The following is a 23,975-nucleotide window of genomic DNA, read 5'->3' on the forward strand; positions in this document are numbered from 1 at the left end:
AAAAAAGGATTTAATCATGAATATCAGCATGACAGGAAGAAATGTAGAACTTACTGATGCTTTAAAAGAGCATATTTCAGCTTCTATCGAAACACTAAAAAAATTTAATTTAGATATTATTTCGGTAAATGTTGTTGTCTCTACACAGACAAAAAAGGGCAAAGAACACGCTATTGTTGAGTTTGTCATCAATCTTGCACATAAAAATACTATAGTAATCAAGCAAAATGATGAGGATGCCTATGCTGCTATTGACCTTGCAACCAACAGAGCACAAAAATCACTTCGTCGTCTCCATGACAAAGTAACAGACCATCAAAAAGTCGGTTTAAATGAAGTCAAAGCGGAAGAAGTCGATGTAAAAGCTGCTGCAGAAGCAATGGAAGATGAAATCATTCCGGTAGAACTTGAACTCTACAAGCCTCGTGAAGTCGAAGATGTTTTAGAAGATCTTAAAAACAGTGATAAAACATTTGAAATCTTTTTAGACAATGAAAACAAAACACGTGTTCTTTTTAAAATGGGGAACAAAAAATTCGGGCTCTATTAAACCCGAAACCCGTACTTTCAAGCGCGGGCTTTGAATAACAATGAAATTGTTACAGCCGGCACTGAAGTACCGGTTCCAGGGGTTTTCGGAACCCGTACTTCAGTGCGGGCTTTGTGTCTTTAAAGACTAAGACCCAGGTTAACACTTAGGTTTAGAAACAGCTTTTAAATCTTTTTTTACCATTTTAACTATTTCTTCATCTTGCGCAAAATCCACCCATTTAAACCGGCTCCCGCTTTGTACAATTCCTTTGAGCAGATCACCACTCTTTCGAAACTTCAAATCCAAATTTGCTATATCAAATCCGCTTTTGGTATGTATAAATTCATCTAAACGCTCAGACTTTTTTTTGTTTGTATATAAAAAGCAGTAGCCTTTTAAACCGGTACGGCTCACCCTTCCACGAAGCTGATGCAACGTTGAAAGCCCTAAACGCTCTGCTCCAACTATTACTACCGTACTCAGACGAGGCAAAGATATACCCACTTCTACAACTGTAGTCGCTATCAATATGTCGCCTTTTTCTCTAAAATCAAGCAGTACCTGCTCTTTGTCTTTGTCTTTTCCATGAGTCACATAAACATTCTTAAAATTTTTCTCCCAGTAGCCCCGTGCCTCGTCTATACTCTGATAATCAAAAGCTTCACTCTGCTCCACCAAAGGGTAGACAAGTAAAACCTGATTGTTTTTTGCAATTTCCGCCTTTACATGTAAAAGCAATGCTTGAAAATCATTTCTGTGAATGACTTTTGAAGAAATATCTTTTGTAAAAGGCGTAGTAGTAATGAGGCTGACATCTATATGTGCACTCTCAATCATTGCCTGTGTTCTTGGAATCGGAGTGGCTGAAAACTGTATAAAATGCGGTTTTAATGCCTGTTCTGTCACTAATTTTTCAAGCATATTTCTTTGTAGAGTTCCAAAACGATGCTGTTCATCCACCATAATCAGTGAAGCCTGCGGCAATTCTCGATACAGAAGCGCATGCGTTCCTATGATAAAGTCATAAGGACTCAAGTCTGTTTTTTTTGTTTTATTTGTTACAAGTGCAGCTTTGAGTTGAGGAAGATATTTTTGTGCCTCTTCAAAGAGCTGATTTGCCAAAATCGTTGTCGGAGCCATTAAGACAGATCGGTTTGGCATATTCATATAGGCAGCTGCCAGAATCACCATTGTTTTACCGCTCCCCACATCCCCGACAACCATCCGTTTTGCCGCTACATCTTTTTTCAAATCCTGATAAATATCTTCTATAGCTTTCAACTGCTCTTCTGTCAGCACAAAAGGGAGCGTTTTACTCCATGGCGTATACTCTTTTGCCTGTGAAGAGAGTGATTCAAAATAACGCCTTTTTCCAGCTAACATCTGCATATAGGAAAAAAGTTCCGTGTATTTTAATGCCTTGCGTGTTTTTTCACTGTACTCTTTATTTTGTAAAAATTCATCTGTTGGAAAATGGAGTGCTAACAGCTCCTCGGCAATATCTTCACGCAGCTTTACATGTAACAGGTTTTCTTTTGTAAGACAATTCTGTACAAGCCGTTGCATAACATCGCTTCTGAGTGCCGTTTTATATTTTGGAGTAATCATCCCCACTTTAGAGACTTTTTTTGGCATACTCATACTGCAGTGCCCCTGCTTGCAGTCTATAACACCATAATAACAATCCCTCTCTCCTACTTTAAACTGATGTAACATGTAAGGTTTGGGGCGAAAAAGCACTCCCTGAACAGTATGCCCGAGATTGTGTGCAAAAAAAGTAATTTGAATAGAATTTGGGGCTTTATAGACAGACTCAACCGTCGCATCTATGAGCTGTGCTTTTTGTTGAAGTAATTTTTCATGAAGTCTGTAATCTTCATAGGTATGAGGCACCAGCAAGGCAAGTTCCAAAACAGAATTAATTCCAAGCTTGCGAAACTTTGCCTCTTCATCCTTTGATAAATTCATAATTTCCCTTTTCAAACTAAATTATAAAGAAAAAGAAAAAAACTTTTATAAAATATGACAAATTGAAATAAAATTAAGTATTTACTCTTTTAATACGTTCCTCTTCCTGTTCTTTATAGAGTTCTGCGCACCCTTTTGAAAGTTCTCGAATTTTTAAAATATAGTTTTGTCTTTCTGTTTGTGAAATTGCTTTTCTTGCGTCTAAAACATTAAACGTATTTGATGCCATCATACATAAATCATAGGCAGGTAAAGGCAAACCGGCCTCAAGTGTGCGTAAACACTCTTTGCTTTTGGCGTTAAAATCAGCAAAAAGCATTTCTGTATCGGCTACTTCAAAGTTGTATTTTGAAAACTCGATTTCACTCTCTTTGTGCACATCTTTATAGAGCGTTTGACTTCCATCAGGAGCAATATTCCACACGATGTCAAAGACCGTATCAACGCCTTGCAAGTACATTGCCAGACGCTCCGTTCCGTATGTAATTTCAACCGCAACCGGATCACACTCAATCCCGCCGACCTGTTGAAAATAGGTAAACTGCGTCACTTCCATACCGTTAAGCCATACTTCCCAGCCAAGTCCCCATGCACCGAGTGTCGGAGACTCCCAGTTGTCCTCTATAAAACGAATGTCATGTTTTGCCAGGTCAAGTCCCAGATACTCCAAAGACTGCAGATACAACTCTTGAATATTATCCGGCGAAGGTTTTATAAGTGCCTGAAACTGGTAATAGGAACCTAGACGGTTGGGATTTTCTCCGTATCTTCCGTCTGTCGGACGGCGAGAGGGAGCGACATACGCCGTTGCCCAGGGCGTAGAATCAAGTGAGCGCAAAAATGTAGCAGGGTGAAAAGTCCCTGCTCCGGCAGGAATATCGTAAGGCTGTACAATATTGCACCCCTGTTTCATCCAGAATTCTTGTAATTTGAGTAACATTTCGCTAAAAGTAATCATTTTTTGCCTTCAATTTGTTTTTGCTATTATAGCCAAAGAGACTTTTTTAGTATTTAAAAACAATTCCAAATTTAATGTATTCGTTATATGCTTTACTTTCCGGTTCCAAATACCCTGTGCCTGTATTATCATATACAACATTAGATTCCTCTATTTTTTGATACTGATATGTATATGCAGCATATAAAGAAAATTTTTGTGTAATTGCATATTTTATAGGCAGTGTAAACTCCATAATATTTGCAGAACCTAGCTTAAAATCATCACTAATACCTGTAGCACTCATTCTAGGTCCTAACCCATATTGAAACTCAAATTTCGGGGCAATTCTCAAATCATAATACATATAAGAAAATGAAACACTTGGTCGAAGAGAAAACCATGTATAGTCTTCTATTTGTTGAGCTGACAGCTTCCTGCGCCAAAATCTGTACCCAACACCTAGAGAGATAGTAGTTGTAAAGGAAGATCTATCTTCATATGTGTGTGCAAAATCTATTTCCATATCATAAATTTGATTTGAAGTTATACTTACTAAACTTCCATATCCAAGGTTAGAACCAATGTATGCACCCTTGTATTCTGTATTGCCACCTACAGCCATGATATTTATTGATACCGTATCAAAATCTTGTGAAGTTTCTGTTTGCTTTATATATTTATATTGAATTTCTAGACCATTTAAATCTGCAAAATCTGATTCTTCACTATCCAAAAAAACTCCATTTTCGGACTCTTTATAATCCATACTCATACCAACAATATTTATGGCATATTCATAACTTACTTTTGCAAATACCGTTGAACTAACTAACAGCATACCTATCGTCAGTTTTTTTAACATTTTGATTCCTTATACAAGTTTACAAACTATATCACCGACTTCTTTGCCTAATGAGTTGGCAACAACATTGCATTTTACTTTGAGCAAAAAACAGATATTATCTCTGTGGCTTGGACTGAGACATTCATAATTTCCCATGCCCTTGCTTATCACCAAGTCCGCTTCATCAAAAAGCTTTTGTGCCTCTTTTGCAGCACGTTCGTAAACAAATCCCGGAGTATTGACACCGCTGTCAACCAAATTGCAGAGTTTCTCAAAGCCGGCTTCTTTTGCCTCTTTACATGTAACGTCATTGATTATAGGATTACCCCGTACCATATAAGTACATGTAAGTTTTGGATAGAGTTCCTGTAAAGTCTCTATAAACAAATAGTCAAAAATATGTTCGCCGACATTATCACCAAGAATTACAATGTTTTTTGCAGTTTGCAATACTTTTGCAAACGCTTCAAAATCATTATGAGAAAATTCTGTATGAAAGATTTTCTCAAGTTCTTCCTGCAAATCAAATTCTACCTGAGCAGCCAAATCTATAACATTGCCTGCTACAGCAATTTTTGTGGCTGTCAAAAGTTTGTCATTACATGTAAAGAGTTTTTCTTTTAAAAACGGAATAAAGGACAGAGCTTTTTTCGTAGAGAGTTCTTTGACCTCATCATACAGATCTTTTTTATCTGCAATTCAGACATTTTTTCATACACATCTGCAGCAATCTCCGGAGGAGTTTTTGAAAAAGAAAAATCTTTGCTCATACTTTCCACAGTTGTTCTGAGTCTGTTTTTTAAAGTTTTATCTGCACCAATTGCATCAGCGACTTTCACACTTTGGTTGATGATACATCCGACACATTCATTATCTATGGTCATGCTTTTCCAGTATGCTCATCAATAGCCTTGTTCCACATAAGTTTATATTTGCGGCGCATAAATTCAACTTCCTGCTGTGAGAGTTTGAGCTGTTCTTGCAGAGTATGTATGGTTTTTCTGTCTTCATCATACAGTTCCTGCAAAGAAGCCAATGCTTCACGTAAAAACTCATTTTCCACCCGGACGGCTTCGAGTGTTTCATCTTTTGCATCCAAAACTTTTTCATGCAGATTGATGATAGTCCCGATGGTTTTTTCAACGAACTCAGGCTGAACAAGCATTTCATGGGTGTTTTTTTTCGCAAGTTCCTTAAGTTTGGCAGGCACAACGGCTTCTGTCGCACCTTTTGACGGATCAATGTAACGAATGCCGTCTTCAATTTTTACACTTAATTTGCCCCTCTCAATCAAATCTTCAATAGAAGTTATATCCAATCCCGTCAGTTGACTGTATTCCTCATCACTCATCCACTTCATTGCCAAACCTCTCTTTTGCTGTAGCTATTTTATAATAGTTTCTATCTCTAAAGAATCCATCTCTACTTTTTTTGCTTTTGCAATACGGTCTTCTTTGAGTTTTATACTGAGTTCTTCATTGTCAAGCGCCAGTATCTGCATTGCCAGATATGCCGAATTAATAGCCCCTGCCTTGCCTATGGCAACAGTAGCAACAGGCATACCTGCAGGCATTTGCACAGTTGAGAGCAGTGCATCTATGCCTGCCAGTGCAGATGCTGACATCGGTACGCCTATTATAGGTTTGATGGTTTTTGAACTTAATACACCTGCAAGATGGGCAGCCATGCCTGCTGCAGCTATAAAGACCTGCGCACCTTTCTTTTCAGCTTCTTCTATGTACTCTTTTGTACGCTCAGGGGAACGATGCGCTGATGAGATAACCATCTCATAACTGACTCCAAATGCCTCTAATGTGTCAGAACACGATCTCATTACTTCATAATCACTTTTTGAGCCTATTACTATAGATACAAACTTCATATTATTTTACCTTTCTTTTAATTTTAACACTCTGCATTATTTTTTTGGAGCTGTATTCATATCTGCACTCGCCGGTATTCTAAAGAATGTATAGGGCGGAAATTTTGTCGGCAACTCTATAGGGTTGACATTGCCGCTGTGAATTTCTTCCCAGATTTTTCCGTTTTGTGCTTTAAGCTGTTTGAGTTTCATAAAAAACTTCCCGTCTCTTTCATATGTCGAGCCTATATCGTTATCAACCTTTTCCACTTCACTGCCCAAAGGAAAAACGACTTCCATTTCATCACCAGGAAACGTTTTGTATTTACATAAAAAATGTGTGCCCTCGGCATTGACAACACCGCTGACCTGATGCGTGCCAAGCTGCATGGTGAAGTCCAGACTCTGGGTATCATGTCTTTCAAATGGACGAGAGACAAGATAGGCATCCGTATATCCTCGGTTTTGCAGAGACTGCAGTTCATACTGATACCGTTCACTGTCCATTTTTCCGGCATAGTAGTCATCTATTGCCATTCTGTATGCTTTTGCCGTAGTGGCTGCATAATATGCTGTTTTTGTACGTCCTTCTATTTTTATGGAATCCACAGCACCGCTGTCTAAAATCTCTTGTATGTGTGAAGCCAAATTCAGATCTTTTGAATTCATAATGTAGGTACCGACACCCGGGTCCTCTTCAAGCTTGAAAAGCGTACCTGTTTCCGGATTTGCCGCATATATTTCATAAGGAAATCTGCAGTCATTGGCACAGCTTCCGCGATTTGGCACACGCCCGCTTTGCAGGGTTGAGATCAGACAGCGTCCGCTGTAGGCAAAGCACATAGAACCGTGCACAAAAACTTCTAGTTCCAAATCAGGCAAAGCCGCTTTAATCTCTTTCAGGTCACGCAGAGAAATTTCTCGTGCAGTAATAATGCGTGTCGCACCCATTTCATGGTAAATCTGTGCATCAAGCACATTCATAACATTTGCCTGTGTTGAGAGATGCAGAGGCATATCGGGTACCAAATCATGGCACAGTTTCAACACACCCGGTGTCGCTACGATGAAAGCATCGGGCCCCAGTTCACCCATTTTCACAATATGTTTTTTCAGTAAATCAAGCTGGGAATTAAATGGAAATCCGTTTATGGTTGCATAGACTTTTTTTCCGCGTTCATGAGCATATTTGATACCCTCTTCAAAATCTTCAAAACTAAACTCTTTTCCGGAGCGAATACGCAGTGAGAAATGACTGACTCCGCCATATACGGCATCTGCACCAAAATCTAGTGCAATTTTTAATTTTTCCAAGGTCCCTGCGGGGGAAAGCAATTCTACTTTTTTATTATTCATTGTTTTGAAAACTGTTCCAAAAGCGCTTCTATGTCATCTGTAGAAGCCAGCTCGTTGTGCGTGTCTCCCGCAATGTGTATGGCGGAAGAGACACGTTTGTCATCATCAATTTTACCCTCAAAGAGCGTATTCATATACTTTGACAATGCACGCATGACATTGATAACCCGCTCAATTTTCTGTCTGTGAATATCCTGGTACTGCATGATATCCATAACACTCATGATAGCATCTCCGCTCTCTTGCAAAACTTCTATGACACCGTTGATTTCATTCAGAGCTGTTTCATTTTTTTCCAGCTGTGTTTGGAAGGTTTGCACATCAGGGAATTTTTCACACAATTTTGTAAACAATTCTATATTTGAATGAAGAATTTCACTTACTATATTGAGACTTTCTTCTTTTTCCATCAAATTGCTGCTGATATTGTCAATAATATCAAAAATCTCACTCGCTTTTTCTTCACTCTCTTTGGTAACATCGTCAAGCTGATGCACCATTTTGTTTTCATTTGTCGCAGGAAGCGGAAGTTCGGCTGCTTCAATGCCTGCTGTTATCGGGTCTTTGGAAGATTCATCTTCCTTGTCCTGCGAATTTTCATCATCTTGGGTATGCTCATCCTCTTCAGACATATCATCCATATCCACACCACCGCTCATTAAGGCGTCCAGTTCTTCTTGCGTCATAAACAGTCTCCGTAATTGAATAATTTATTAATTCACACTATAATAGCATAAATTATATAATACGAGAACAAATATGAAAGTAGACCTCCATAACCATACACCATTGTGTAACCATGCCCAGGGCACAATAGACGAGTATATCAATGCTGCCATCAGGAACAATACGAAAATATTTGGCTTTTCCGACCATGCGCCTATGGACTTTGATCCAAAATACAGAATGTCATTTTCAGAGATGCAAAAATATGAAAAAGACATTCTCGATGCAAAGAAAAAGTATGCTGATACGATTACTGTTTTGCTTGGCTATGAAGTTGACTACCTTGAGGGGCATATGGACAAAAGAGTGCTCACTGCCGATGTTGACTACCTCATTGGTTCTGTACATTTTATAGACGAATGGGGTTTTGACAATCCGGAGTTTATAGGAGAGTACCAAAATGAAGATATCAATCTGATATGGCAGAAATATTTTAATGCTGTCGAGGCTATGGCCAACAGTAGACTATTTGACATTGTCGGACATCTGGACCTTATAAAAGTATTTAAATTTATGCCGACGCAAGACATCAAAGAGATAGCAAAAAATGCTTTGCATGCCATAAAAAATGCCGACATGGTGTTGGAAATCAATGCAGCCGGCTACAGAAAGCCTGTCGGTGAAGCTTATCCCTCAAAAGAACTCCTTGAAGAGGCATATAAACTCAATATACCTATCACTTTCAGTTCTGACGCCCACAAACCCGAACAGGTGGCTATGTTTGACAAAGAAGTCACACAGCTTGCCAAAGATATCGGCTATTCAGAGTGTGCTTACTTTATAAACAGAGAGCGAAGGTTTTTACAGTTTTAGCTTTTCGTATTCACCACCCACATAGAAAAAAGATCCAAATAGTTCCAAAAAGATTCTATATACCTGGGAGAAATACCTTCTTCTGCAAGCGCATTCAAAAGCGGAATGTAAAGTTCCAGCCAGACTCTTCGCGCATTTTCATCTATGCGGAAGGGTGCATGACGCCCAACCATTTGATGCTCTCCCCTGCTTTGTGTAAAATAATCAGGACCACCTGAAATTTCTATCAAAAAATCAGCTGCATGTTTTTGTGCCTCTGCAAAATCATCATCATCAAATACAGGAAATAAAAAAGCAATATCACTGCTCTTGATGGATTCATAATGTTCAAACACCAGTTTTCTAAACCTTTCTTCTCCCACTTCATTAAAAAAACCCGGATGAGGCTTTGCCACAGGAGGTCGTACATCAATTTTTCCAGCTGTAATTTCTAACTTCAAAACTTTTTTCCTTTACATGTAGTTCATTATAGAGAATTATACAAATTATTGCTATAACTAAATTTAAAGTTTGGATTAATGATAGCACTTGTATAATACTTTTATAACAAACAAAATAAAAAGGATTTACTAATGGGTAAATATATAGAACTAACTGGTGCAAATTTTGAAGCAACTCTTGCAGAGGGTGTATCTCTGGTAGACTTTTGGGCGCCATGGTGTGGGCCGTGTCGTATGATTGCTCCTGTTATTGAAGAATTGGCGGAAGATTATGACGGAAAAGCTAAGATCTGTAAAGTCAATACTGATGAAGAGCAGGATATTGCTGTAAAATTCGGTATTCGTTCAATCCCTACTATTATGTTTTTCAAAAACGGTGAAATGGTAGACCAAATCGTAGGCGCACAGTCAAAACAGGCTCTTGCAGAAAAACTTGACGCTCTTTTAGCGTAATTTCAAGGACTTCAAAAGTGGCCGGAAAGGGAGGCAAAAGCCTCTTTTCTCTTTCCACTCTTCTAGCATCTTTCTTTGGTGCTGCAATGATAGCAGGTGCTTTTGCCTATTTCAACTACAAATTTTCAGAGTATAAGTTTATTAATTTTAAAGAGTTCGTTTATTATGAAAAAAATGATGTTTTCACGCCAGTAAGTGAAGAGTATATCGTCATTTTTTATTCTTCAAGAGATAAACACACAATGAACAGACTTGCAAATTTAGATTTAAACCTGCCGATACTTGCCATTGACTACTATAACAGGGTCCGGGAAAACACAAAAACAACTACTTTTTTAAGAAGTGGGACCAACACATCTTTAAAATTCATACAGCGCTTCAATATCTACAACTCACCATCTATTTTTTTCATAAAGAGAATAAAAGATTCCCTTTATAAGCAAAATAGTATGATACGTAAGCTTGACAATTTAGACCAATTAGAGGAGATAAAATCATGACTTTAGACTGTGCAATTATAGGTGGGGGACCGGCGGGTCTTACTGCAGGACTATACACTACACGCGGCGGACTTGAAAATGTTACAATGTTTGAAAAAGGTATGCCTGGCGGGCAGATTACACAGAGTTCCGAAATAGAAAACTATCCGGGTGTAACAGGTGAGATAACCGGAATGGACCTGATGATGCCATGGCCCGAGCAGTGTCAAAATTTGGACTCAAACATGATATGGCAGAAGTAAACCGTATAACAAAAGATGGCGATCTCTTTCATGTACTCAAATCAGACGGAACAAGCATTGAGGCACACAGTGTTATTGTTTGTACCGGTTCCTCTCCCCGCCGTGCAGGTTTCAGGGGAGAAGACGAATTTTTTGGCAAAGGGGTCAGTACCTGTGCAACCTGTGACGGATTTTTTTACAAAGGAAAAGAAGTGGCAGTGATAGGAGGCGGAGACACTGCTCTTGAAGAAGCCTTATACCTTGCAAAAATATGCACAAAAGTCTATCTTGTTCACAGACGCGACAGCTTTCGTGCAGCACCAAATACAGTAAAAAGAGTCAAAGAAAATGAAAAAATAGAACTTGTACTCAACTCTGTTCCTGATGAAGTTTATGGCGATGCAAGCGGAGTAAACGGATTGAAAGTCAAAGACAAAGATGGAAATATAAAAGATATACAGGTTCCCGGTGTTTTTGTGTTTGTGGGGAACAATGTCAATAATCAGACACTTATCCAAGAAGACGGAACTTATCTGTGTGATGTGAATGAGCAGGGACAGGTTATTGTAACCTTAAGCATGAAAACTTCTGTTCCTGGACTGTTCGCTGCGGGTGACATACGGATAGAAGCACCGAAACAGGTTGTTTCAGCAGCCGGAGACGGCGCTGTTGCTGCGCTTTCTGCCATTTCATATGTTGATGAATTACTAAATTAGGAGTACCGATATGACTATAAAAGATTTTATGACAAGTAAACACAGAGAGTGTGATCATCTTTTGACGCAGGCAGAAGATTTTCTTGAAAGCGGAGAGTTTGACGAAGCTCTTTCCAAATATTCAGCCTTTAAAAATGAAACACTCCTGCATTTCACAATGGAAGAGGAGTATCTTTTTCCTATGCTTGAAGAAAAATCAGGGATGGGAAGTATGGGACCGACAAATGTTATGCGAATGGAGCATGCACAGGCAAAATCACTCTTTGAAAAAATGGATGAAGCCTATAATGCCAAAGACAAAGAAAGAGCTTTTTCTCTTGGAGAATCCATGAATATTCTCCTGCAACAGCACAATCTCAAAGAAGAGCAGATGCTCTACACCATGATGAACAGTGCCCTGGCAGAAAATGCAGAAGAAATCGTTCAAAAACTACAAAACTATGAAAACTAAAAAAGAGATTATTCTGGATGTCAGTGAGCTTGAAGCGCCCTACCCTCTGGTAGAAGCCATCAATGCTCTTAATATTTTACAGGATGATGAAGTGCTGATATTTCGCCATCGGATGAACCCTCAAATGCTTTTTCAAAACATTTTGTCCCTTGGTTTGCAATATGAAATTACGAAAGAAAATGAAAATGAGTTTGAAATGAGGATCTATAAATAATGTTTCAAGGTCTGAGTCTTGAACAGGCACCCCCTTATGCAATTCCAATAAAATTTTATCTCAGTGGTGCCTTTTATCTTATACTTCTTTCAGTAGCCATTGTAATCTACGGATTTTCTATAGGTTCACGGTTTGATTATGAAGTTATTGCTTTGACACATCTGCTGACTCTGGGTTTTATCACACATGTCATGTTCGGCTCACTCTTTCAAATGTTGCCTGTTATGCTGGCAACACCCTATACAAATGTCATAAAAAATGCAACAATCGTTCACATTGCTTTAAATACCGGAATTCTGAGTTTTGTTGTTGGATTTCTCACAAATACGCCACTCTTGCTCTATCTTGCAGGAGCAGTGCTGAGCGGAACCTTTTTCTATTTTGCAATACTCTCTTTTAAAACAGTTTTGCTCAGCCAGGAAAAAAACACGCTGGTACAAAATTTTGCAGCTTCTTTTATAGCTCTTTTTGCAGCAGCTCTGTTTGGAGCTTTGGCACTGCTTGGACATTTTGGATTTGTTGACACACTGCGTTATGGAAACACTCATATTGCTTTTATGCTTTTTGGCTGGGTCTTTTTACTTATAGTCTCCGTATCGTATAAAATTATTCCTATGTTTTTTGTTGCAAAAGAGTTTCCGATATTTTTACAAAAAAAACTCTATCCTGCACAACTTGTATTTTTACTTTTATTTGCATATGCACAACTTCAAGAAAAAATGCTGCTTCTCACTTTAACACAGATACTGCTTTGCGTACCAGTCATCATTTTTGCTCTGTTGAGTATACAAATTTTACGAAAAAGAAAACGGGCAAGAAAAGATGCCAGCATCCAGCTTTGGTATTTTGCCATGGGCAATGCTGTTCTTGCGTCTCTCCTTTTTACAGGTGCAAATATTTTACATGTAAACCTTTCCTTTGCTATTGGTTTTTTTACTCTCTTTGGCGCTGTATATGCCTTAATCAATGCAATGCTTTATAAAATCATCCCTTTTTTGACCTGGTTTCATTTAAGTTCAAATATGGTTTTTGATGCGGAAATGGGCAATGTAATACCAAAAAAAAAGATGCAGTATCAGATCAATTTGTACTATCTTTCCTTTTTTCTTTTTCTTTTTACGGCTTATTCGCGTATTTTTTTAATACCCGCTACTATACTCTTTTTCTTTTCGTCCCTGCTGCTCCTGCTCAATATACTCAAAGCGCAAAAATATTACAATGAGTATATGAAAAAGAAAGTAGTATTTGAGTAATATTTTGCTATTATAAGAAAAAAAATGAGGATATATTATGATAAAAGTAGGCGTATTCGGTGCGAGCGGTAGAGTTGGCAGACTTTTAATAGAAGATTTAAAAACAACAGATGCAATGAGTTTGAGTACGGTTTTTGTCAGAAATTCACTTGATTTTTCCATAGATCCTTCAGTTCTGGTTACTTCTGATATGCAGGCATTTTTGCATGCGGCTGATATTATTATAGATTTCTCACTACCGGATGCCTGTGAGATACTTCTCGAAGAGGCAATGAAAACTCCCAAACCGTTAGTCATCGGAACAACAGGACTCAATACACATCAACTCAATCTTTTAAAAGAGGCAAGTGAGCGTATGCCAGTGCTTTATGCCACAAATATGTCCCTGGGTGTAGCACTTCTGAACAAACTTGTTTATCAGGCTTCAGCAGCCCTTGAGGGATTTGATATAGAAATTGTAGAAATGCATCACAGACACAAAAAAGATGCGCCCAAGCGGTACGGCATTGACACTCAGCCAGTCAGCAGCAGCCGCAAGAGGATTGGATCTTGACAAAGTACGCATCAGCGGCAGAGACGGGAACATCGGCGAAAGAAGCAAAGATGAAATAGCAGTTATGGCTCTGCGTGGCGGTGACATCGTAGGACGTCATACTGTCGGCTTTTACAATGACGGAGAATTTATAGAACTCAACCATACAGCAACTTCAAGAAATACTTTTTCCAAAGGTGCCCTTCGTGCCGGAAAATGGCTTGCAGACAAAGAAGCCGGTCTCTACAGTATCAGTGATTGTTTGGAACTTTAATTTAAAGTTCCAATGCACTTTTTGCCAGTTTGGCCCAGGAAGATTTTGGGTCAGCGGCTATTGCTTCCTTATATGCTTTTTTCGCTGCATCATCTCTCCATAGTTTATCAAGTACACTGCCTAAAAGATATTTTTGCCGCGCACGTAATGTAGGCTTTAGTCCCAGTTTATCTAATGATTTTATAACTTCCAAAGCCTTGTTGTACTCTTTTTTATCCATATATGCCTGATACAGTGCAAATTCCACATAAGGACTCTGCGCATAGGAATTTGATTTGTTCTGTATCTGCATTACTTTTTTTGCATATTTTATTATCAAATTGTCATCATATCGTTCGTTTCCGAGTGTTACCATTGCAACATAACGTTCTATATCTTTATAGTCGAGGCCAAAGACTTCTTCGATTTTTGCCATTGCATCAATCATCTTCTCTTTTTGCTCTAATCGTTCATATGTATCAAACAGATATCTGTAAACCTCTTTGTATTTTGAATTTTTGTCATCTTCTATCAAAGTAATTAAATCTTTGGCTGCATCCAGTACATCACTGTAATTTCCCGTAGCAAAATCAACTTTTATGTAGCGAAAAAGCCATTTTTTTCGCTTATCCAAATCTTTGGACTTTAAATTTTTACGTGCTATACTTTTTGAAAGCTGAAAATCTCCGCCTTTCATCGCACATTCATATATACCGTCATCCCATTTATCCGAAAGCGTAATGTTATATTCATTTGATATGATTAAAACCTGTTTACAGTTTTTCTTACGCAGAGACTGTTTCATCTCTCCGATAGCAGCATCCTGTATAATTTTTTGGATATCTTTATACTCTGTCCCATCCAGAGATTCCAGGGATTTTTTTAAAGAGAGCACCTCTTTGTATTTTCCCTCTTTTAAAAGTAATTTTGCTTTTTCATACAGTGCACGTTTGCCTATAGTATCGTTTTGATACTCTTGAATAAGCTTGTCAAATTCTGCCAGTTTTGCTGTTGTATTTAAATCAGAAACTTCAAAAAAGAGTGCGTCTTTGGCAACCTGAACAGCATCCACATAGTCTCCGTCAGGAAACTTTTTCAAATATTCATTGAGAGCGGCCAAAGCCTTTTTCTTCTCTTTTGTTTGGGCAAGCCATAAAGCTTTGTTTTTAAGCAACTCTTCATATTCATCATATGTGGCATCGATCTCCTGCAGCAGAGTATCTGCTATAGCTGCAGCAACTTTATAATACCCCTGATTTGCAAATTCCTCCATCATCTTTTGTGATGCTTTAAAATCTTCCATAAAAAAGCCAGGATCTGCCTGAATAATTTTCATCGCATACTGCGAAGCCTCTTTTGGCTTGTAAGAAAGATACAAAGAGGCTAAATGGTATGCGGCATTTGCTGCCACCTCTAAATCTTTCGTCTCATACAATGCTTTTTTATAATACTTTAGCGCTTGTTTTGTACCACCTGACTCTTCAAGCATCTCTCCCTTGTATATATATCCCAGTTGTGTAAATTTACTTTTTGGATGTTCTGTAAACAATCGGTCATAAAAGTAGTCAGCATTTGAATTTTCACCGAGTTTGGCATATGCTTTTGCTACCAGGGAAAGGACCTCTGCTACATTCTCATCAGAAGAGTATTCTCTTAAAAACTCTTTTGCTACACTTACTACATTATCCCAGTCTTTTATTTTTGCATACACTTTAATTTTATAATAGAGCAGCTCTGCTTTAAAAAGCGTATTTGGATAATCATTCAATATGTCATTTATACTTTCAAGACACATTTCATACTCTTTGTGTTTATAATACTTTTTTATTTTCAAGTACTCTTTCACATCTTCTACATTTTTGATATATACCGGGTTTCCCTGCAGGTCCAGACTTCCTACATACGGCAGTTTGTCTTTGTCAAGGTAAAAAGGAAAATCCAATGCAAGTGAAGAGGCTTCCTCCTGCTTAAACAAAGGAAATGTTTTTTTGTACCCTAGAACACTCCAATGGTCTGAATATGTTACATTTGCATTAAAAACTTCATTGTCTTTTGTGAGATCAAATATTTCCGGAATCAATTTTATTTTGTAAAAGGGCTTGATTGTAACAATAAATTTTTCATCTTTAAAAACTGTATTTACTTTAAAAAAATCATTTTGAATATGCTTGAGTTTTCGCACTGGTCTTTTTAAAAAAATACATTGAATTTCCAAAACTGTATCAAGATCGTTTTTAATTCTTTACATGTAAAGCGTTCAGTGTTTCGAATGTCAAGTGTAGAGTATTTTATGAAGTTGTCCTTTGCACTCTCTATAGAAATTTCAAGTGCAAAAGAATTTGTAAGAACAAAGGCCAGGAGTATCCATTTTAGCAAATTTTCTCCCCCTTGTTTAAGATTTTAGACTATTAATATCCACTGTTATATACAAAAGCTGTAATAAACTCTAGAAGCGGGTTTATAGCAACAAAAGCAAATATGGTTCCTACTGCTGCTATACCGATAATAGTTTTGAGCGCCAATGTCGCATTGGCAACATATATCTGTCCGCTCGCACCGACAACCGGTTCTTTCATAAACATGTATACAATAAGTTTTAAATAGTAATACCCTGCTATTGCTGAGTTTAGTGCCATATAAGTGCAAGGATTGTATAACCGCTTGTTACCGCAGAACTGATCAGATAGATTTTACCCCAAAACAGTGCAAACGGAGGGATTCCTGCCAAACTCAGCATAAAAAGTCCCATAATCATTGCCGGTACCGGTGCGGTTTTAATCATCCCCGCAAATTTGTCATACGAGTGGTCTGACATTTGATGTTCCGGTAAGCTTTTTTGACGGGAGATCCATAGCATTGAGAACGACCCGAGGTTTGTGAATGTAAACAGAACCCAGTATAAAAAGAGTGCGCTGTTTGCCTGTGTCGTTCCTATTAAAATAGCAGCCATCACAAAACCTGCATGCGAAATTGAACTGTATGCCAGCATACGTTTTACATCTGTTTGCACAGTGCCCACATATTTGCCACTGTCATCGTAATAATGACAAAGGCATATAAAACAATATCAAGCCATATAATGCCACTGTGGACTAAAAATTCAAAGAATCTCATAGCCACGACAAAAGCAGCTATTTTTGGTACGATTGACATATAACCGGCCATTGGTGCAGAAGATCCCTCATACACATCCGGAGCCCATGTATGAAATGGAATAAGTGATAATTTAAAAGCAAAGGCTGCCAGCAAAACGAAACACCTACAAGGACATATCCAATGTCAGCATACCCGTTTGCAGCAAGAACCAAGGCAATTTTATTAATTTCTACTGAACCCGTCAATGCATAAAAGACCATGGCACCGAAACTGAAGAAACCTGCGGCCAAGGCACCCATTGTAAAGTATTTCACAGCAGCTTCAAAAGATTTGTCACGGTTATGCATAGCTATGAGCGTGTACAATGCCAAAGATGCTGTTTCCAAACCGACAAATATCAAGATCAGATTATCTGTAGCAACCATAAACTGGAAACCTGCAATCATAAACAAAAAGAGTGCAAAAAACTCAGGATAGGAAAACTCATGAAAGCGTTTGTTTGTCAAAGCCAACGGAATAAAGAGCATTGATGCTATAACGATAATAAACTGAGCCAACAAAGCCAGACCGTCTATCAGCATTACATCAAACATACCAAGTACTGTACCGTTTTGGGTAAAAATCTCTGAGGCATCAAGCAAAGAGAAAAAGTCCATTGCCAAAAAGAGCAGGCTCAGTACGACGTAGAGTGATTTGTGAAGCCCACCCTTGATAACATCAATCACTAAGATTAACAATGCACCTACTACCGGTATCAGCATAGGCGCCAGAGTCATTACATTTAACGACTCCATTGAAATATTTATCGGCGCTAACATTAGTGAACCTCCTCTATAATAGTTTTTTCTATAATTACAACTTTAGGTTTCACTAAATTTGGAATTCTTTCTTTACCTAATTCTGTTGTAGCTTTATTGTGCATTAACTGTACAATTGATTTCACACTGTTGTTAATCGGTTCCAACACAGGTTTGGGATATATACCCAGCCATATGGTAATTACTCCAAGTGGCAGGAGGGCAACCCATTCTCTTTTATTGACATCTTTAAGATTTTTATTCTCTTCTTTTGTTACCTCACCAAAAAACATTTTTTTGTATGCTGCCAACATATAGATGGCACCGACAATAATCGCTGTTCCGGCTAAAAGTGTCAAAATGTGAGACTGTTGGTAAAATCCGAGAAGCGACAAGAACTCACCTACAAAGTTGATTGTAAGAGGCATTCCGACAGAAGCCATTAACATCAGACCAAATATTGTTGCATATCTTGGCATCACCTGTGCCAAGCCGCCAAATTCACTCATCATCTTCGTATGGCGTCTGTCATAAATAACACCTACGAGCAGGAACAGAGCTCCCGAAACAACACCATGTGCTATCATCAAAAAGATTGAACCCGAGATACCTTCCACATTCAGTGCGAATGTTCCCAGAATAATAACACCCATATGCGAGATCGATGAATATGCAACAACCTGCTTGATGTCTTTTTGCGCATAGGCAACCATAGCAGTATACACAATCATAATAATTGCGATGATTGCGATTGGAACCATAAAAAATGCCGAAGCATCCGGAAACATTGGTAAAGAGAAACGAATGAACGCGTATGTTCCCATCTTTAACAGAATTGCTGCAAGGATAACAGAACCGATAGTCGGTGCCTGTCCGTGCGCATACGGTAACCATGTGTGAAACGGAAACATCGGTACTTTAATAGCAAAACCGATAAAAAATGCTGCAAAAAGCCAAAGCTGGAAAGACTCTGGTAAAATCAGTCTGTACCAGTCTAAAATAGCGAAACTCCAGACACCTGTTGCCTGATAGTAAAAATATGCCATAAAAAGCATACCGACAAGCATCACAAGCGAACCTGTAAAAGTATACAGGAAAAATTTAACAGAGGCATATATTCGCAACGGTCCGCCCCATGCACCGATGATATAAAGCATAGGTACAAGCGAAAGTTCCCAAAAAATGTAAAAGACTATTGCATCAAGTGCCACAAAAACACCGACCATTGTCATTTGTAAAAACAACAATGTAATAATCATATATTTTACATTAGGCGTATCTGTTAAACTGGCTATTCCTATCATAGTAAAAAAAGCTGCAAGAATAATAATAAATAAAGATATACCATCCACTCCAAGTATATAATTGATTCCAAAAGAAGGAACAAGCGGCAGGCTCTCCATAAACTGCATTCCGGACACATTGCCATCAAATACATACCACAGCCACAGCGAAAGTGCAAACTCTATAGCAGCGACAGAGATACCGTATGCACGCATACTCTCTTTTTGTATCATAAAACCAAATACGGCTGCGAGTGCCGGAAAGAAAATTAATAACGATAAAATATGATCTAACATATACTAAACTCCTAGAGCTGATAAGAATAGTACAATCTCATCAGAATATCTTGCTGCAAGCCCAAACACCACAGCGAGTGAGAGCAGACCAACTAAACCTGCTACCATCCATTTAAGCATAGTAGATAAGTTACCACTTTGCATTTTCCTAGTTTTCTTACCGGTACCATACACAATACCTGCAATCCCGTCAACAGTAGCATCCACAATTTTCATATCTACTTTTGTCCAGAAAAGTTCAGAAGCCTCTCTGTACGGTTTTACAAGGTACTCTTCGTAAAAATACGGAATATAGTACTGATTAAACAGCAGTTTATAGATAAATGAATTTTCTATCGGACTTGTGCCATCCGGAACACTGCTCCATGAAGCATATTTTTTATATGCATACAAAATAGCAAGTGCTACAAAAAGCTGCGTACCGACCAACATAATCCATAGTGTTGTATGGGAATGGATATGATACTCATGCGCACGTAAAATTTCTTCGATCATGCCAAAGAACGGTTCTTGGAAAATTCCGGCAATCATTGCAAGAATAAGCAACGGACTCATTGCAATCAGCATAAATCTATAGGCTTCATGCGGATGAATACCAAATATCTTGTAACGTTCTTCACCGTGAAAGATCAGTGCCACAAGTCTAAATGAATAAAATGCTGTCAGACCTGCCGTAAAGAGCAGTACCCCGTAAATCACAAAGTGATGCTCAGCAAATGCCGCTTCAAGAATCGTATCTTTGGAAAAGAATCCTGCAAAAGGAAAGATTCCCGCCAAAGCCAATGAGGCAATTGTCATCATAATCCATGTCCACTTCATTACTTTTTTCAGTCCACCCATCTTAAACGGATCAAGTTCATCATGCATCGCATGCATTACATTTCCCGCACCAAGGAACAACAGTGCTTTAAAGAACGCATGTGCCATCAAGTGAAAAAGTGCAACCCAGTAAGCGCCAAGACCAGCTGCGGCAAACATATACCCTAACTGAGAAAGTGTAGAGTAGGCAATAATTCTCTTCATGTCACGATTCACAAGGGCCATAGAAGCTGCAAACAATGCCACAAATGCACCAAGTGAAGCAATAAACAATCCGACATGAGGAATCAAACTGTAAAGCTCATTCGAACGCACTACAAGATAAACACCCGCTGTAACCATTGTTGCCGCGTGAATAAGAGCCGATACAGGAGTAGGCCCTTCCATCGCATCTGCAAGCCATGTATGCAGAGGAAACTGTGCTGATTTACCCATTGCACCGATAAATAAAAATATACCTATCCATGTCAATGTGGCAGTATCCAGCAATGGCATAACGGCAAATGCTTCATCATACTGCAGTGTACCTGTATTCCAATAGACTAAAAAGATACCGATAAGCATACCAAGGTCGGCGATACGGTTCATGATAAACGCTTCATTGGCTGCCCATGTGGCAATTTGTTTATGATACCAAAAACCGATAAGACCCCATGAACACAGACCAACGCCTTCCCAGCCTATAAAAAGTCCTGCGAAGTTGTCACTCATGACAAGAACCATCATTGAAAACACAAATGCTGACAGCCATGCGAAGAAACGGTTAAAACCTTTGTCGTGATCCATATAACCGATAGAGTAAATATGTACGATAGTTGAAACCAAGGTAACAACCATCATCATAGTTACCGAAATCTGATCAACAACAAAACCAAAAGGAATGTAAAGATCTCCGGTTGCCATCCATGTCATCATCTCTACATGTACAGGCTCTCCGCCTTTGAGTATATAAATCAACAGGACTGTACTTGCTGCAAATGATGTCAATATCATAAGACTGGCAACAATACCCGTAAACAGTTTCTTTGGTGTCGCTGTAAACAACGCTGAAAACAAAGAACTTACAAGCGGAGCAAAGAGTGCTATGTATAAATATTTTTCCATTCTTTATCCTTTCATCGCTGTTAACGCATCTAAGTCAATTGAACTGTGGCGTTTATACCATACTATCAGAAGTCCAAGACCGACTGCAACTTCTGAAGCTGCAATAGCAATTACGAAAAATGCAAACATCTGACCAGTCAAATCGCCATAATAATGCGAAATTGCTGCAAAAGCAACATTAACTGCATTTAAGAGTATTTCGGTTGCAAAAAACAGTAAAAGAAGGTTTTTTCTACGCATAACACCTACTAAACCAATAGCAAATAAAATAGTAGATAAAACAAGATAATGATTTAAACCTATTTCCATCATGAAAGTACCTTTGTGTTATTTTGTTCTTCAATTTCAGCATCATTCATCAGTGTAATTGAAAGATCCATTTTCTTCCCTGCTAGGACGATACCTGCTACCATTGCAACAAGCAGCATAATTGCAGCCACTTCAAATGGTACTAGATATTTTGTAAATAAAATCAGTCCTACTTCTTGAGTATTGCCTACTCCTTCAATTGCCGGATAAAGAGCAACAATATTTTCAGATACCATCGGCGCTGCAAAAATAACAACTACCAGAACTGCTGCCAGTGTTGAGAGTCCGACAATGATGTATTTGTTCCCCTGTTTCTCTTTAACTTCTCTTGTCGTGTCAAAAAACATCATACCAAAAGCATATAAAGCCATTACTGCACCAGTGTAAACAATTATTTGCACTGCACCTAAAAAATCAGCACCCAGAATAAAGAAAAATGCTGATATGAAAATCATTCCCGCTGCCAATGCACTTAATGCATATAACGCCTGTGATGTTGTTACTGTGATGAAAAACATCGTTATCGTCAGAAATGCAAACAAGTAAAATGCTACCGCTTCAAACATAATCCAAACTCCTTAATATGCTAGAGGTGTTTTTTTAACACGCTCATCTTCATGTGGTGTAATCGCACCAAAACCTTCAAACTCCATTTGAGTTCCGGCTTTCATTTTGTCAAGTGGCGTCAACATATACGCATAGTCAACAAAATGCTCACGCTGTTCTGATGCCTGTTCATACTCTCCGCCATGAGTAATAGCAAGTTCAGGACAAACTTCCGCACAGTAACCGCAAAAAATACAACGCCCTAAATTAATTGTATATTCGGTTACTTCTTTTCGTGAATTCTCATCTATCTTTGTATCCATACGAATACAGTCAGATATACAGATTTTTTCACAAAGTCCACATCCGATACAACGTTCAGCATCACTTTCCCAAAGTCTTTTCATTTCATGCACGGCACGATAACGAGGACCTATAGGCAGTTTCTCCTGCGGATACTGTACCGTATGAATATCAAATTTGATCATTTCACGAAGCACTACCCATAAACCTACAAAAAGTTCGGCTCTGAAAGTTCTTTTTACGACACGTTTAAATTTACCCCAACCATCAGTAGGATAATCTTCAATATCAACTAAAAAGTAACCGTTGTCAGCTACATTTCTATCATTAAATTGTTCCATTTTCATTCATTATCCCCTTAAAACATCATCACAAAGCCGGTGATTACAACATTAATCACGGCCAATGGCATTAGTACTTTCCAACACAACCACATCAACTGATCCGGTCTTACATCCGGCCAGGCAGCTCTTGTCCACAAAAAGAAGAAAAAGAAAAATGCCACTTTTCCTATCAGCCCCAATGCGCCAAGCATACTTCCGTCACCGTATCCGCCTAAAAAGATAAGAGGAATCACAAAGGAGATAAAGAACATATTTGCATACTCGCCAATGAAGAAAAGACCCCATCTCATTCCAGAGTACTCTGTTCCAAAACCGTCAATAATTTCATGGTCATTTGCTATCAGGTGAAACGGCGTACGTCCGGTTTCAGCAAAAGCCGCGATCCAAAATAAAACAAAGGCTACAGGCTGGGACCATATAATCCAGTCACTGATACCGCCTGCCTGATAATTGTTAAAATCAATCAGAGACAAAGAACCTACCATCATAATAGGTGCCAGAATAGCTAAACCGCTGACAACTTCATAAGAGATGAAAACAGCTGCCGTACGCGCTGCTGAAAGCAGGGAAAATTTATTTGCCGAAGCCATACCGCCAAGCAAAGGTCCGTAAAGTCCGACTGCCATTACACCCAGAATATACAAAATACCGATATTCAAATCAGCTACAATAGGATGTACTGTATAACCGAACACTGTGAATTGTGGAAAAAACGGAATCGCTGCTGCTGCCATAAATGCAGTTGCCGCAGTAATTACAGGTGCAATTTTAAATACCGGACCCACTACGTTTGTAGGAATAATATCTTCTTTTGTAAAAAGTTTTATACCGTCTGCTGCCACCTGCAACAACCCGTATGGTCCGACATACATCGGCCCTAAACGACGTTGCATAAATGCAAGTATCTTCCGCTCAAAATATGTACCGATACCTGCCAATGCAGAAAATATAAGTAGAATTACAACGACTTTTATAATCGTTTCAATTAAATATGCTGTATCCAT

At 38.6% G+C, this 23,975-nt stretch carries 23 protein-coding genes and 4 pseudogenes; 9 read left to right on the forward strand and 18 right to left on the reverse strand.

Annotation, left to right across the window (positions count from 1 at the left end; all coding sequences use genetic code 11):
• Positions 1-16: 16 nt before the first annotated feature.
• The gene (gene hpf / locus MLC44_RS11205) at positions 17-550 is read left to right on the forward strand and encodes a ribosome hibernation-promoting factor, HPF/YfiA family (protein WP_151899583.1); all 534 of its coding nucleotides are present in this window, start codon (positions 17-19) and stop codon (positions 548-550) included.
• Positions 551-688: 138 nt separating this feature from the next.
• On the opposite strand, the gene recG is transcribed toward hpf, so the two are convergent.
• The 9 genes from recG to MLC44_RS11250 all read right to left on the reverse strand — a co-directional run bounded on the left by recG (position 689) and on the right by MLC44_RS11250 (position 8,187).
• Positions 689-2,500 carry an ATP-dependent DNA helicase RecG gene (gene recG, locus MLC44_RS11210; protein ID WP_434657378.1) on the reverse strand — a complete coding sequence of 604 codons (1,812 nt, stop codon included), beginning with the start codon at positions 2,498-2,500 and terminating at the stop codon, positions 689-691.
• Between the two features lie 73 nt (positions 2,501-2,573).
• Positions 2,574-3,458, reverse strand: a complete 885-nt coding sequence (glyQ, locus tag MLC44_RS11215) for a glycine--tRNA ligase subunit alpha (protein ID WP_434636754.1) — start codon at positions 3,456-3,458, stop codon at positions 2,574-2,576.
• A gap of 46 nt (positions 3,459-3,504) precedes the next feature.
• Positions 3,505-4,302, reverse strand: coding sequence for a hypothetical protein (locus MLC44_RS11220; protein ID WP_434657381.1), 798 nt, complete (start codon positions 4,300-4,302; stop codon positions 3,505-3,507).
• A 9-nt stretch (positions 4,303-4,311) separates the two neighbouring features.
• Positions 4,312-4,983, reverse strand: coding sequence for a damage-control phosphatase ARMT1 family protein (locus MLC44_RS11225; protein WP_434658880.1), 672 nt, complete (start codon positions 4,981-4,983; stop codon positions 4,312-4,314).
• Positions 4,905-5,168 carry a hypothetical protein gene (locus MLC44_RS11230; RefSeq protein WP_434657384.1) on the reverse strand — a complete coding sequence of 88 codons (264 nt, stop codon included), beginning with the start codon at positions 5,166-5,168 and terminating at the stop codon, positions 4,905-4,907. Before MLC44_RS11230 ends, MLC44_RS11225 begins: the two co-directional genes overlap by 79 nt.
• Positions 5,165-5,644 carry a DUF3972 domain-containing protein gene (locus MLC44_RS11235; protein ID WP_151899579.1) on the reverse strand — a complete coding sequence of 160 codons (480 nt, stop codon included), beginning with the start codon at positions 5,642-5,644 and terminating at the stop codon, positions 5,165-5,167. The genes MLC44_RS11230 and MLC44_RS11235 overlap by 4 nt, the downstream gene beginning before the upstream one ends.
• 24 nt (positions 5,645-5,668) lie before the next feature.
• Positions 5,669-6,166, reverse strand: a complete 498-nt coding sequence (gene purE / locus MLC44_RS11240; RefSeq protein WP_151899578.1) for a 5-(carboxyamino)imidazole ribonucleotide mutase — start codon at positions 6,164-6,166, stop codon at positions 5,669-5,671.
• Between the two features lie 36 nt (positions 6,167-6,202).
• Complete coding sequence (locus tag MLC44_RS11245) at positions 6,203-7,501, reverse strand: peptidase U32 family protein (protein ID WP_346389605.1); 1,299 nt, start codon at positions 7,499-7,501, stop codon at positions 6,203-6,205.
• Positions 7,498-8,187: a chemotaxis protein gene (locus tag MLC44_RS11250; RefSeq protein WP_151899576.1), complete on the reverse strand. Its 690-nt coding sequence runs from the start codon at positions 8,185-8,187 to the stop codon at positions 7,498-7,500. Before MLC44_RS11250 ends, MLC44_RS11245 begins: the two co-directional genes overlap by 4 nt.
• Positions 8,188-8,260: 73 nt before the next feature.
• Between MLC44_RS11250 and MLC44_RS11255 the strand changes: the two genes are divergently transcribed.
• The gene (locus MLC44_RS11255) at positions 8,261-9,040 is read left to right on the forward strand and encodes a histidinol-phosphatase (RefSeq protein ID WP_346389606.1); all 780 of its coding nucleotides are present in this window, start codon (positions 8,261-8,263) and stop codon (positions 9,038-9,040) included.
• Here MLC44_RS11255 and MLC44_RS11260 read toward each other — a convergent pair.
• Positions 9,037-9,480 (reverse strand): globin, encoded by a 444-nt coding sequence (locus MLC44_RS11260; protein WP_434657387.1) that lies wholly within the window; start codon positions 9,478-9,480, stop codon positions 9,037-9,039. The two genes, MLC44_RS11255 and MLC44_RS11260, sit on opposite strands and share 4 nt — an antisense overlap.
• A 132-nt stretch (positions 9,481-9,612) precedes the next feature.
• Between MLC44_RS11260 and trxA the strand changes: the two genes are divergently transcribed.
• From trxA to dapB, 7 genes and pseudogenes are all read left to right on the forward strand, one after another.
• Entirely contained in the window at positions 9,613-9,933 is a 321-nt protein-coding gene (trxA, locus tag MLC44_RS11265) for a thioredoxin (RefSeq protein ID WP_151899573.1), read from the forward strand.
• A gap of 17 nt (positions 9,934-9,950) precedes the next feature.
• Positions 9,951-10,433: a hypothetical protein gene (locus MLC44_RS11270; protein ID WP_151899572.1), complete on the forward strand. Its 483-nt coding sequence runs from the start codon at positions 9,951-9,953 to the stop codon at positions 10,431-10,433.
• Positions 10,430-11,370, forward strand: a pseudogene (gene trxB, locus MLC44_RS11275) (thioredoxin-disulfide reductase). Before MLC44_RS11270 ends, trxB begins: the two are co-directional and overlap by 4 nt.
• A gap of 10 nt (positions 11,371-11,380) precedes the next feature.
• Complete coding sequence (locus tag MLC44_RS11280) at positions 11,381-11,821, forward strand: hemerythrin domain-containing protein (RefSeq protein WP_346389608.1); 441 nt, start codon at positions 11,381-11,383, stop codon at positions 11,819-11,821.
• The gene (locus tag MLC44_RS11285; protein ID WP_346389609.1) at positions 11,811-12,035 is read left to right on the forward strand and encodes a hypothetical protein; all 225 of its coding nucleotides are present in this window, start codon (positions 11,811-11,813) and stop codon (positions 12,033-12,035) included. The genes MLC44_RS11280 and MLC44_RS11285 overlap by 11 nt, the downstream gene beginning before the upstream one ends.
• Positions 12,035-13,288: a hypothetical protein gene (locus MLC44_RS11290; protein WP_434657390.1), complete on the forward strand. Its 1,254-nt coding sequence runs from the start codon at positions 12,035-12,037 to the stop codon at positions 13,286-13,288. The genes MLC44_RS11285 and MLC44_RS11290 overlap by 1 nt, the downstream gene beginning before the upstream one ends.
• A 37-nt stretch (positions 13,289-13,325) precedes the next feature.
• Positions 13,326-14,094, forward strand: a pseudogene (gene dapB / locus MLC44_RS11295) (4-hydroxy-tetrahydrodipicolinate reductase).
• Position 14,095: 1 nt separating this feature from the next.
• Here the strand turns inward: dapB and MLC44_RS11300 are convergent.
• The 8 genes and pseudogenes from MLC44_RS11300 to nuoH form a co-directional block, all read right to left on the reverse strand.
• Positions 14,096-16,449 (reverse strand): annotated as a pseudogene (locus tag MLC44_RS11300) (tetratricopeptide repeat protein).
• Between the two features lie 32 nt (positions 16,450-16,481).
• Positions 16,482-17,987 (reverse strand): annotated as a pseudogene (nuoN, locus tag MLC44_RS11305) (NADH-quinone oxidoreductase subunit NuoN).
• Positions 17,987-19,546, reverse strand: a complete 1,560-nt coding sequence (locus MLC44_RS11310) for an NADH-quinone oxidoreductase subunit M (RefSeq protein ID WP_434657393.1) — start codon at positions 19,544-19,546, stop codon at positions 17,987-17,989. Before MLC44_RS11310 ends, nuoN begins: the two are co-directional and overlap by 1 nt.
• Before the next feature lie 3 nt (positions 19,547-19,549).
• On the reverse strand, positions 19,550-21,469 hold the full coding sequence (gene nuoL, locus MLC44_RS11315) for an NADH-quinone oxidoreductase subunit L (RefSeq protein WP_151899563.1): 1,920 nt from the start codon (positions 21,467-21,469) through the stop codon (positions 19,550-19,552).
• 3 nt (positions 21,470-21,472) lie between these two features.
• Positions 21,473-21,781, reverse strand: a complete 309-nt coding sequence (nuoK, locus tag MLC44_RS11320) for an NADH-quinone oxidoreductase subunit NuoK (protein ID WP_151899562.1) — start codon at positions 21,779-21,781, stop codon at positions 21,473-21,475.
• Positions 21,778-22,344, reverse strand: a complete 567-nt coding sequence (locus MLC44_RS11325; RefSeq protein WP_151899561.1) for an NADH-quinone oxidoreductase subunit J — start codon at positions 22,342-22,344, stop codon at positions 21,778-21,780. Before MLC44_RS11325 ends, nuoK begins: the two co-directional genes overlap by 4 nt.
• A 12-nt stretch (positions 22,345-22,356) precedes the next feature.
• Positions 22,357-22,974: an NADH-quinone oxidoreductase subunit NuoI gene (nuoI, locus tag MLC44_RS11330; protein WP_151899560.1), complete on the reverse strand. Its 618-nt coding sequence runs from the start codon at positions 22,972-22,974 to the stop codon at positions 22,357-22,359.
• Positions 22,975-22,985: 11 nt separating this feature from the next.
• Positions 22,986-23,975: an NADH-quinone oxidoreductase subunit NuoH gene (nuoH, locus tag MLC44_RS11335; protein WP_151899559.1), complete on the reverse strand. Its 990-nt coding sequence runs from the start codon at positions 23,973-23,975 to the stop codon at positions 22,986-22,988.

This window comes from Sulfurimonas sp. NW9, from assembly GCF_051132275.1.
Lineage (GTDB): Bacteria > Campylobacterota > Campylobacteria > Campylobacterales > Sulfurimonadaceae > Sulfurimonas > Sulfurimonas hydrogeniphila.

Coding starts and splice junctions, on each gene's coding strand:
- hpf (WP_151899583.1), top strand. CDS start 17: ATGAATATCAGCATGACAGGAAGAAATGTAGAACTTACTGATGCTTTA.
- recG (WP_434657378.1), bottom strand. CDS start 2,500: ATGAATTTATCAAAGGATGAAGAGGCAAAGTTTCGCAAGCTTGGAATT.
- glyQ (WP_434636754.1), bottom strand. CDS start 3,458: ATGATTACTTTTAGCGAAATGTTACTCAAATTACAAGAATTCTGGATG.
- MLC44_RS11220 (WP_434657381.1), bottom strand. CDS start 4,302: ATGTTAAAAAAACTGACGATAGGTATGCTGTTAGTTAGTTCAACGGTA.
- MLC44_RS11230 (WP_434657384.1), bottom strand. CDS start 5,168: ATGACCATAGATAATGAATGTGTCGGATGTATCATCAACCAAAGTGTG.
- MLC44_RS11235 (WP_151899579.1), bottom strand. CDS start 5,644: ATGAAGTGGATGAGTGATGAGGAATACAGTCAACTGACGGGATTGGAT.
- purE (WP_151899578.1), bottom strand. CDS start 6,166: ATGAAGTTTGTATCTATAGTAATAGGCTCAAAAAGTGATTATGAAGTA.
- MLC44_RS11245 (WP_346389605.1), bottom strand. CDS start 7,501: ATGAATAATAAAAAAGTAGAATTGCTTTCCCCCGCAGGGACCTTGGAA.
- MLC44_RS11250 (WP_151899576.1), bottom strand. CDS start 8,187: ATGACGCAAGAAGAACTGGACGCCTTAATGAGCGGTGGTGTGGATATG.
- MLC44_RS11255 (WP_346389606.1), top strand. CDS start 8,261: ATGAAAGTAGACCTCCATAACCATACACCATTGTGTAACCATGCCCAG.
- trxA (WP_151899573.1), top strand. CDS start 9,613: ATGGGTAAATATATAGAACTAACTGGTGCAAATTTTGAAGCAACTCTT.
- MLC44_RS11280 (WP_346389608.1), top strand. CDS start 11,381: ATGACTATAAAAGATTTTATGACAAGTAAACACAGAGAGTGTGATCAT.
- MLC44_RS11285 (WP_346389609.1), top strand. CDS start 11,811: ATGAAAACTAAAAAAGAGATTATTCTGGATGTCAGTGAGCTTGAAGCG.
- MLC44_RS11290 (WP_434657390.1), top strand. CDS start 12,035: ATGTTTCAAGGTCTGAGTCTTGAACAGGCACCCCCTTATGCAATTCCA.
- MLC44_RS11310 (WP_434657393.1), bottom strand. CDS start 19,546: ATGTTAGATCATATTTTATCGTTATTAATTTTCTTTCCGGCACTCGCA.
- nuoL (WP_151899563.1), bottom strand. CDS start 21,469: ATGGAAAAATATTTATACATAGCACTCTTTGCTCCGCTTGTAAGTTCT.
- nuoK (WP_151899562.1), bottom strand. CDS start 21,781: ATGATGGAAATAGGTTTAAATCATTATCTTGTTTTATCTACTATTTTA.
- MLC44_RS11325 (WP_151899561.1), bottom strand. CDS start 22,344: ATGTTTGAAGCGGTAGCATTTTACTTGTTTGCATTTCTGACGATAACG.
- nuoI (WP_151899560.1), bottom strand. CDS start 22,974: ATGAAAATGGAACAATTTAATGATAGAAATGTAGCTGACAACGGTTAC.
- nuoH (WP_151899559.1), bottom strand. CDS start 23,975: ATGGATACAGCATATTTAATTGAAACGATTATAAAAGTCGTTGTAATT.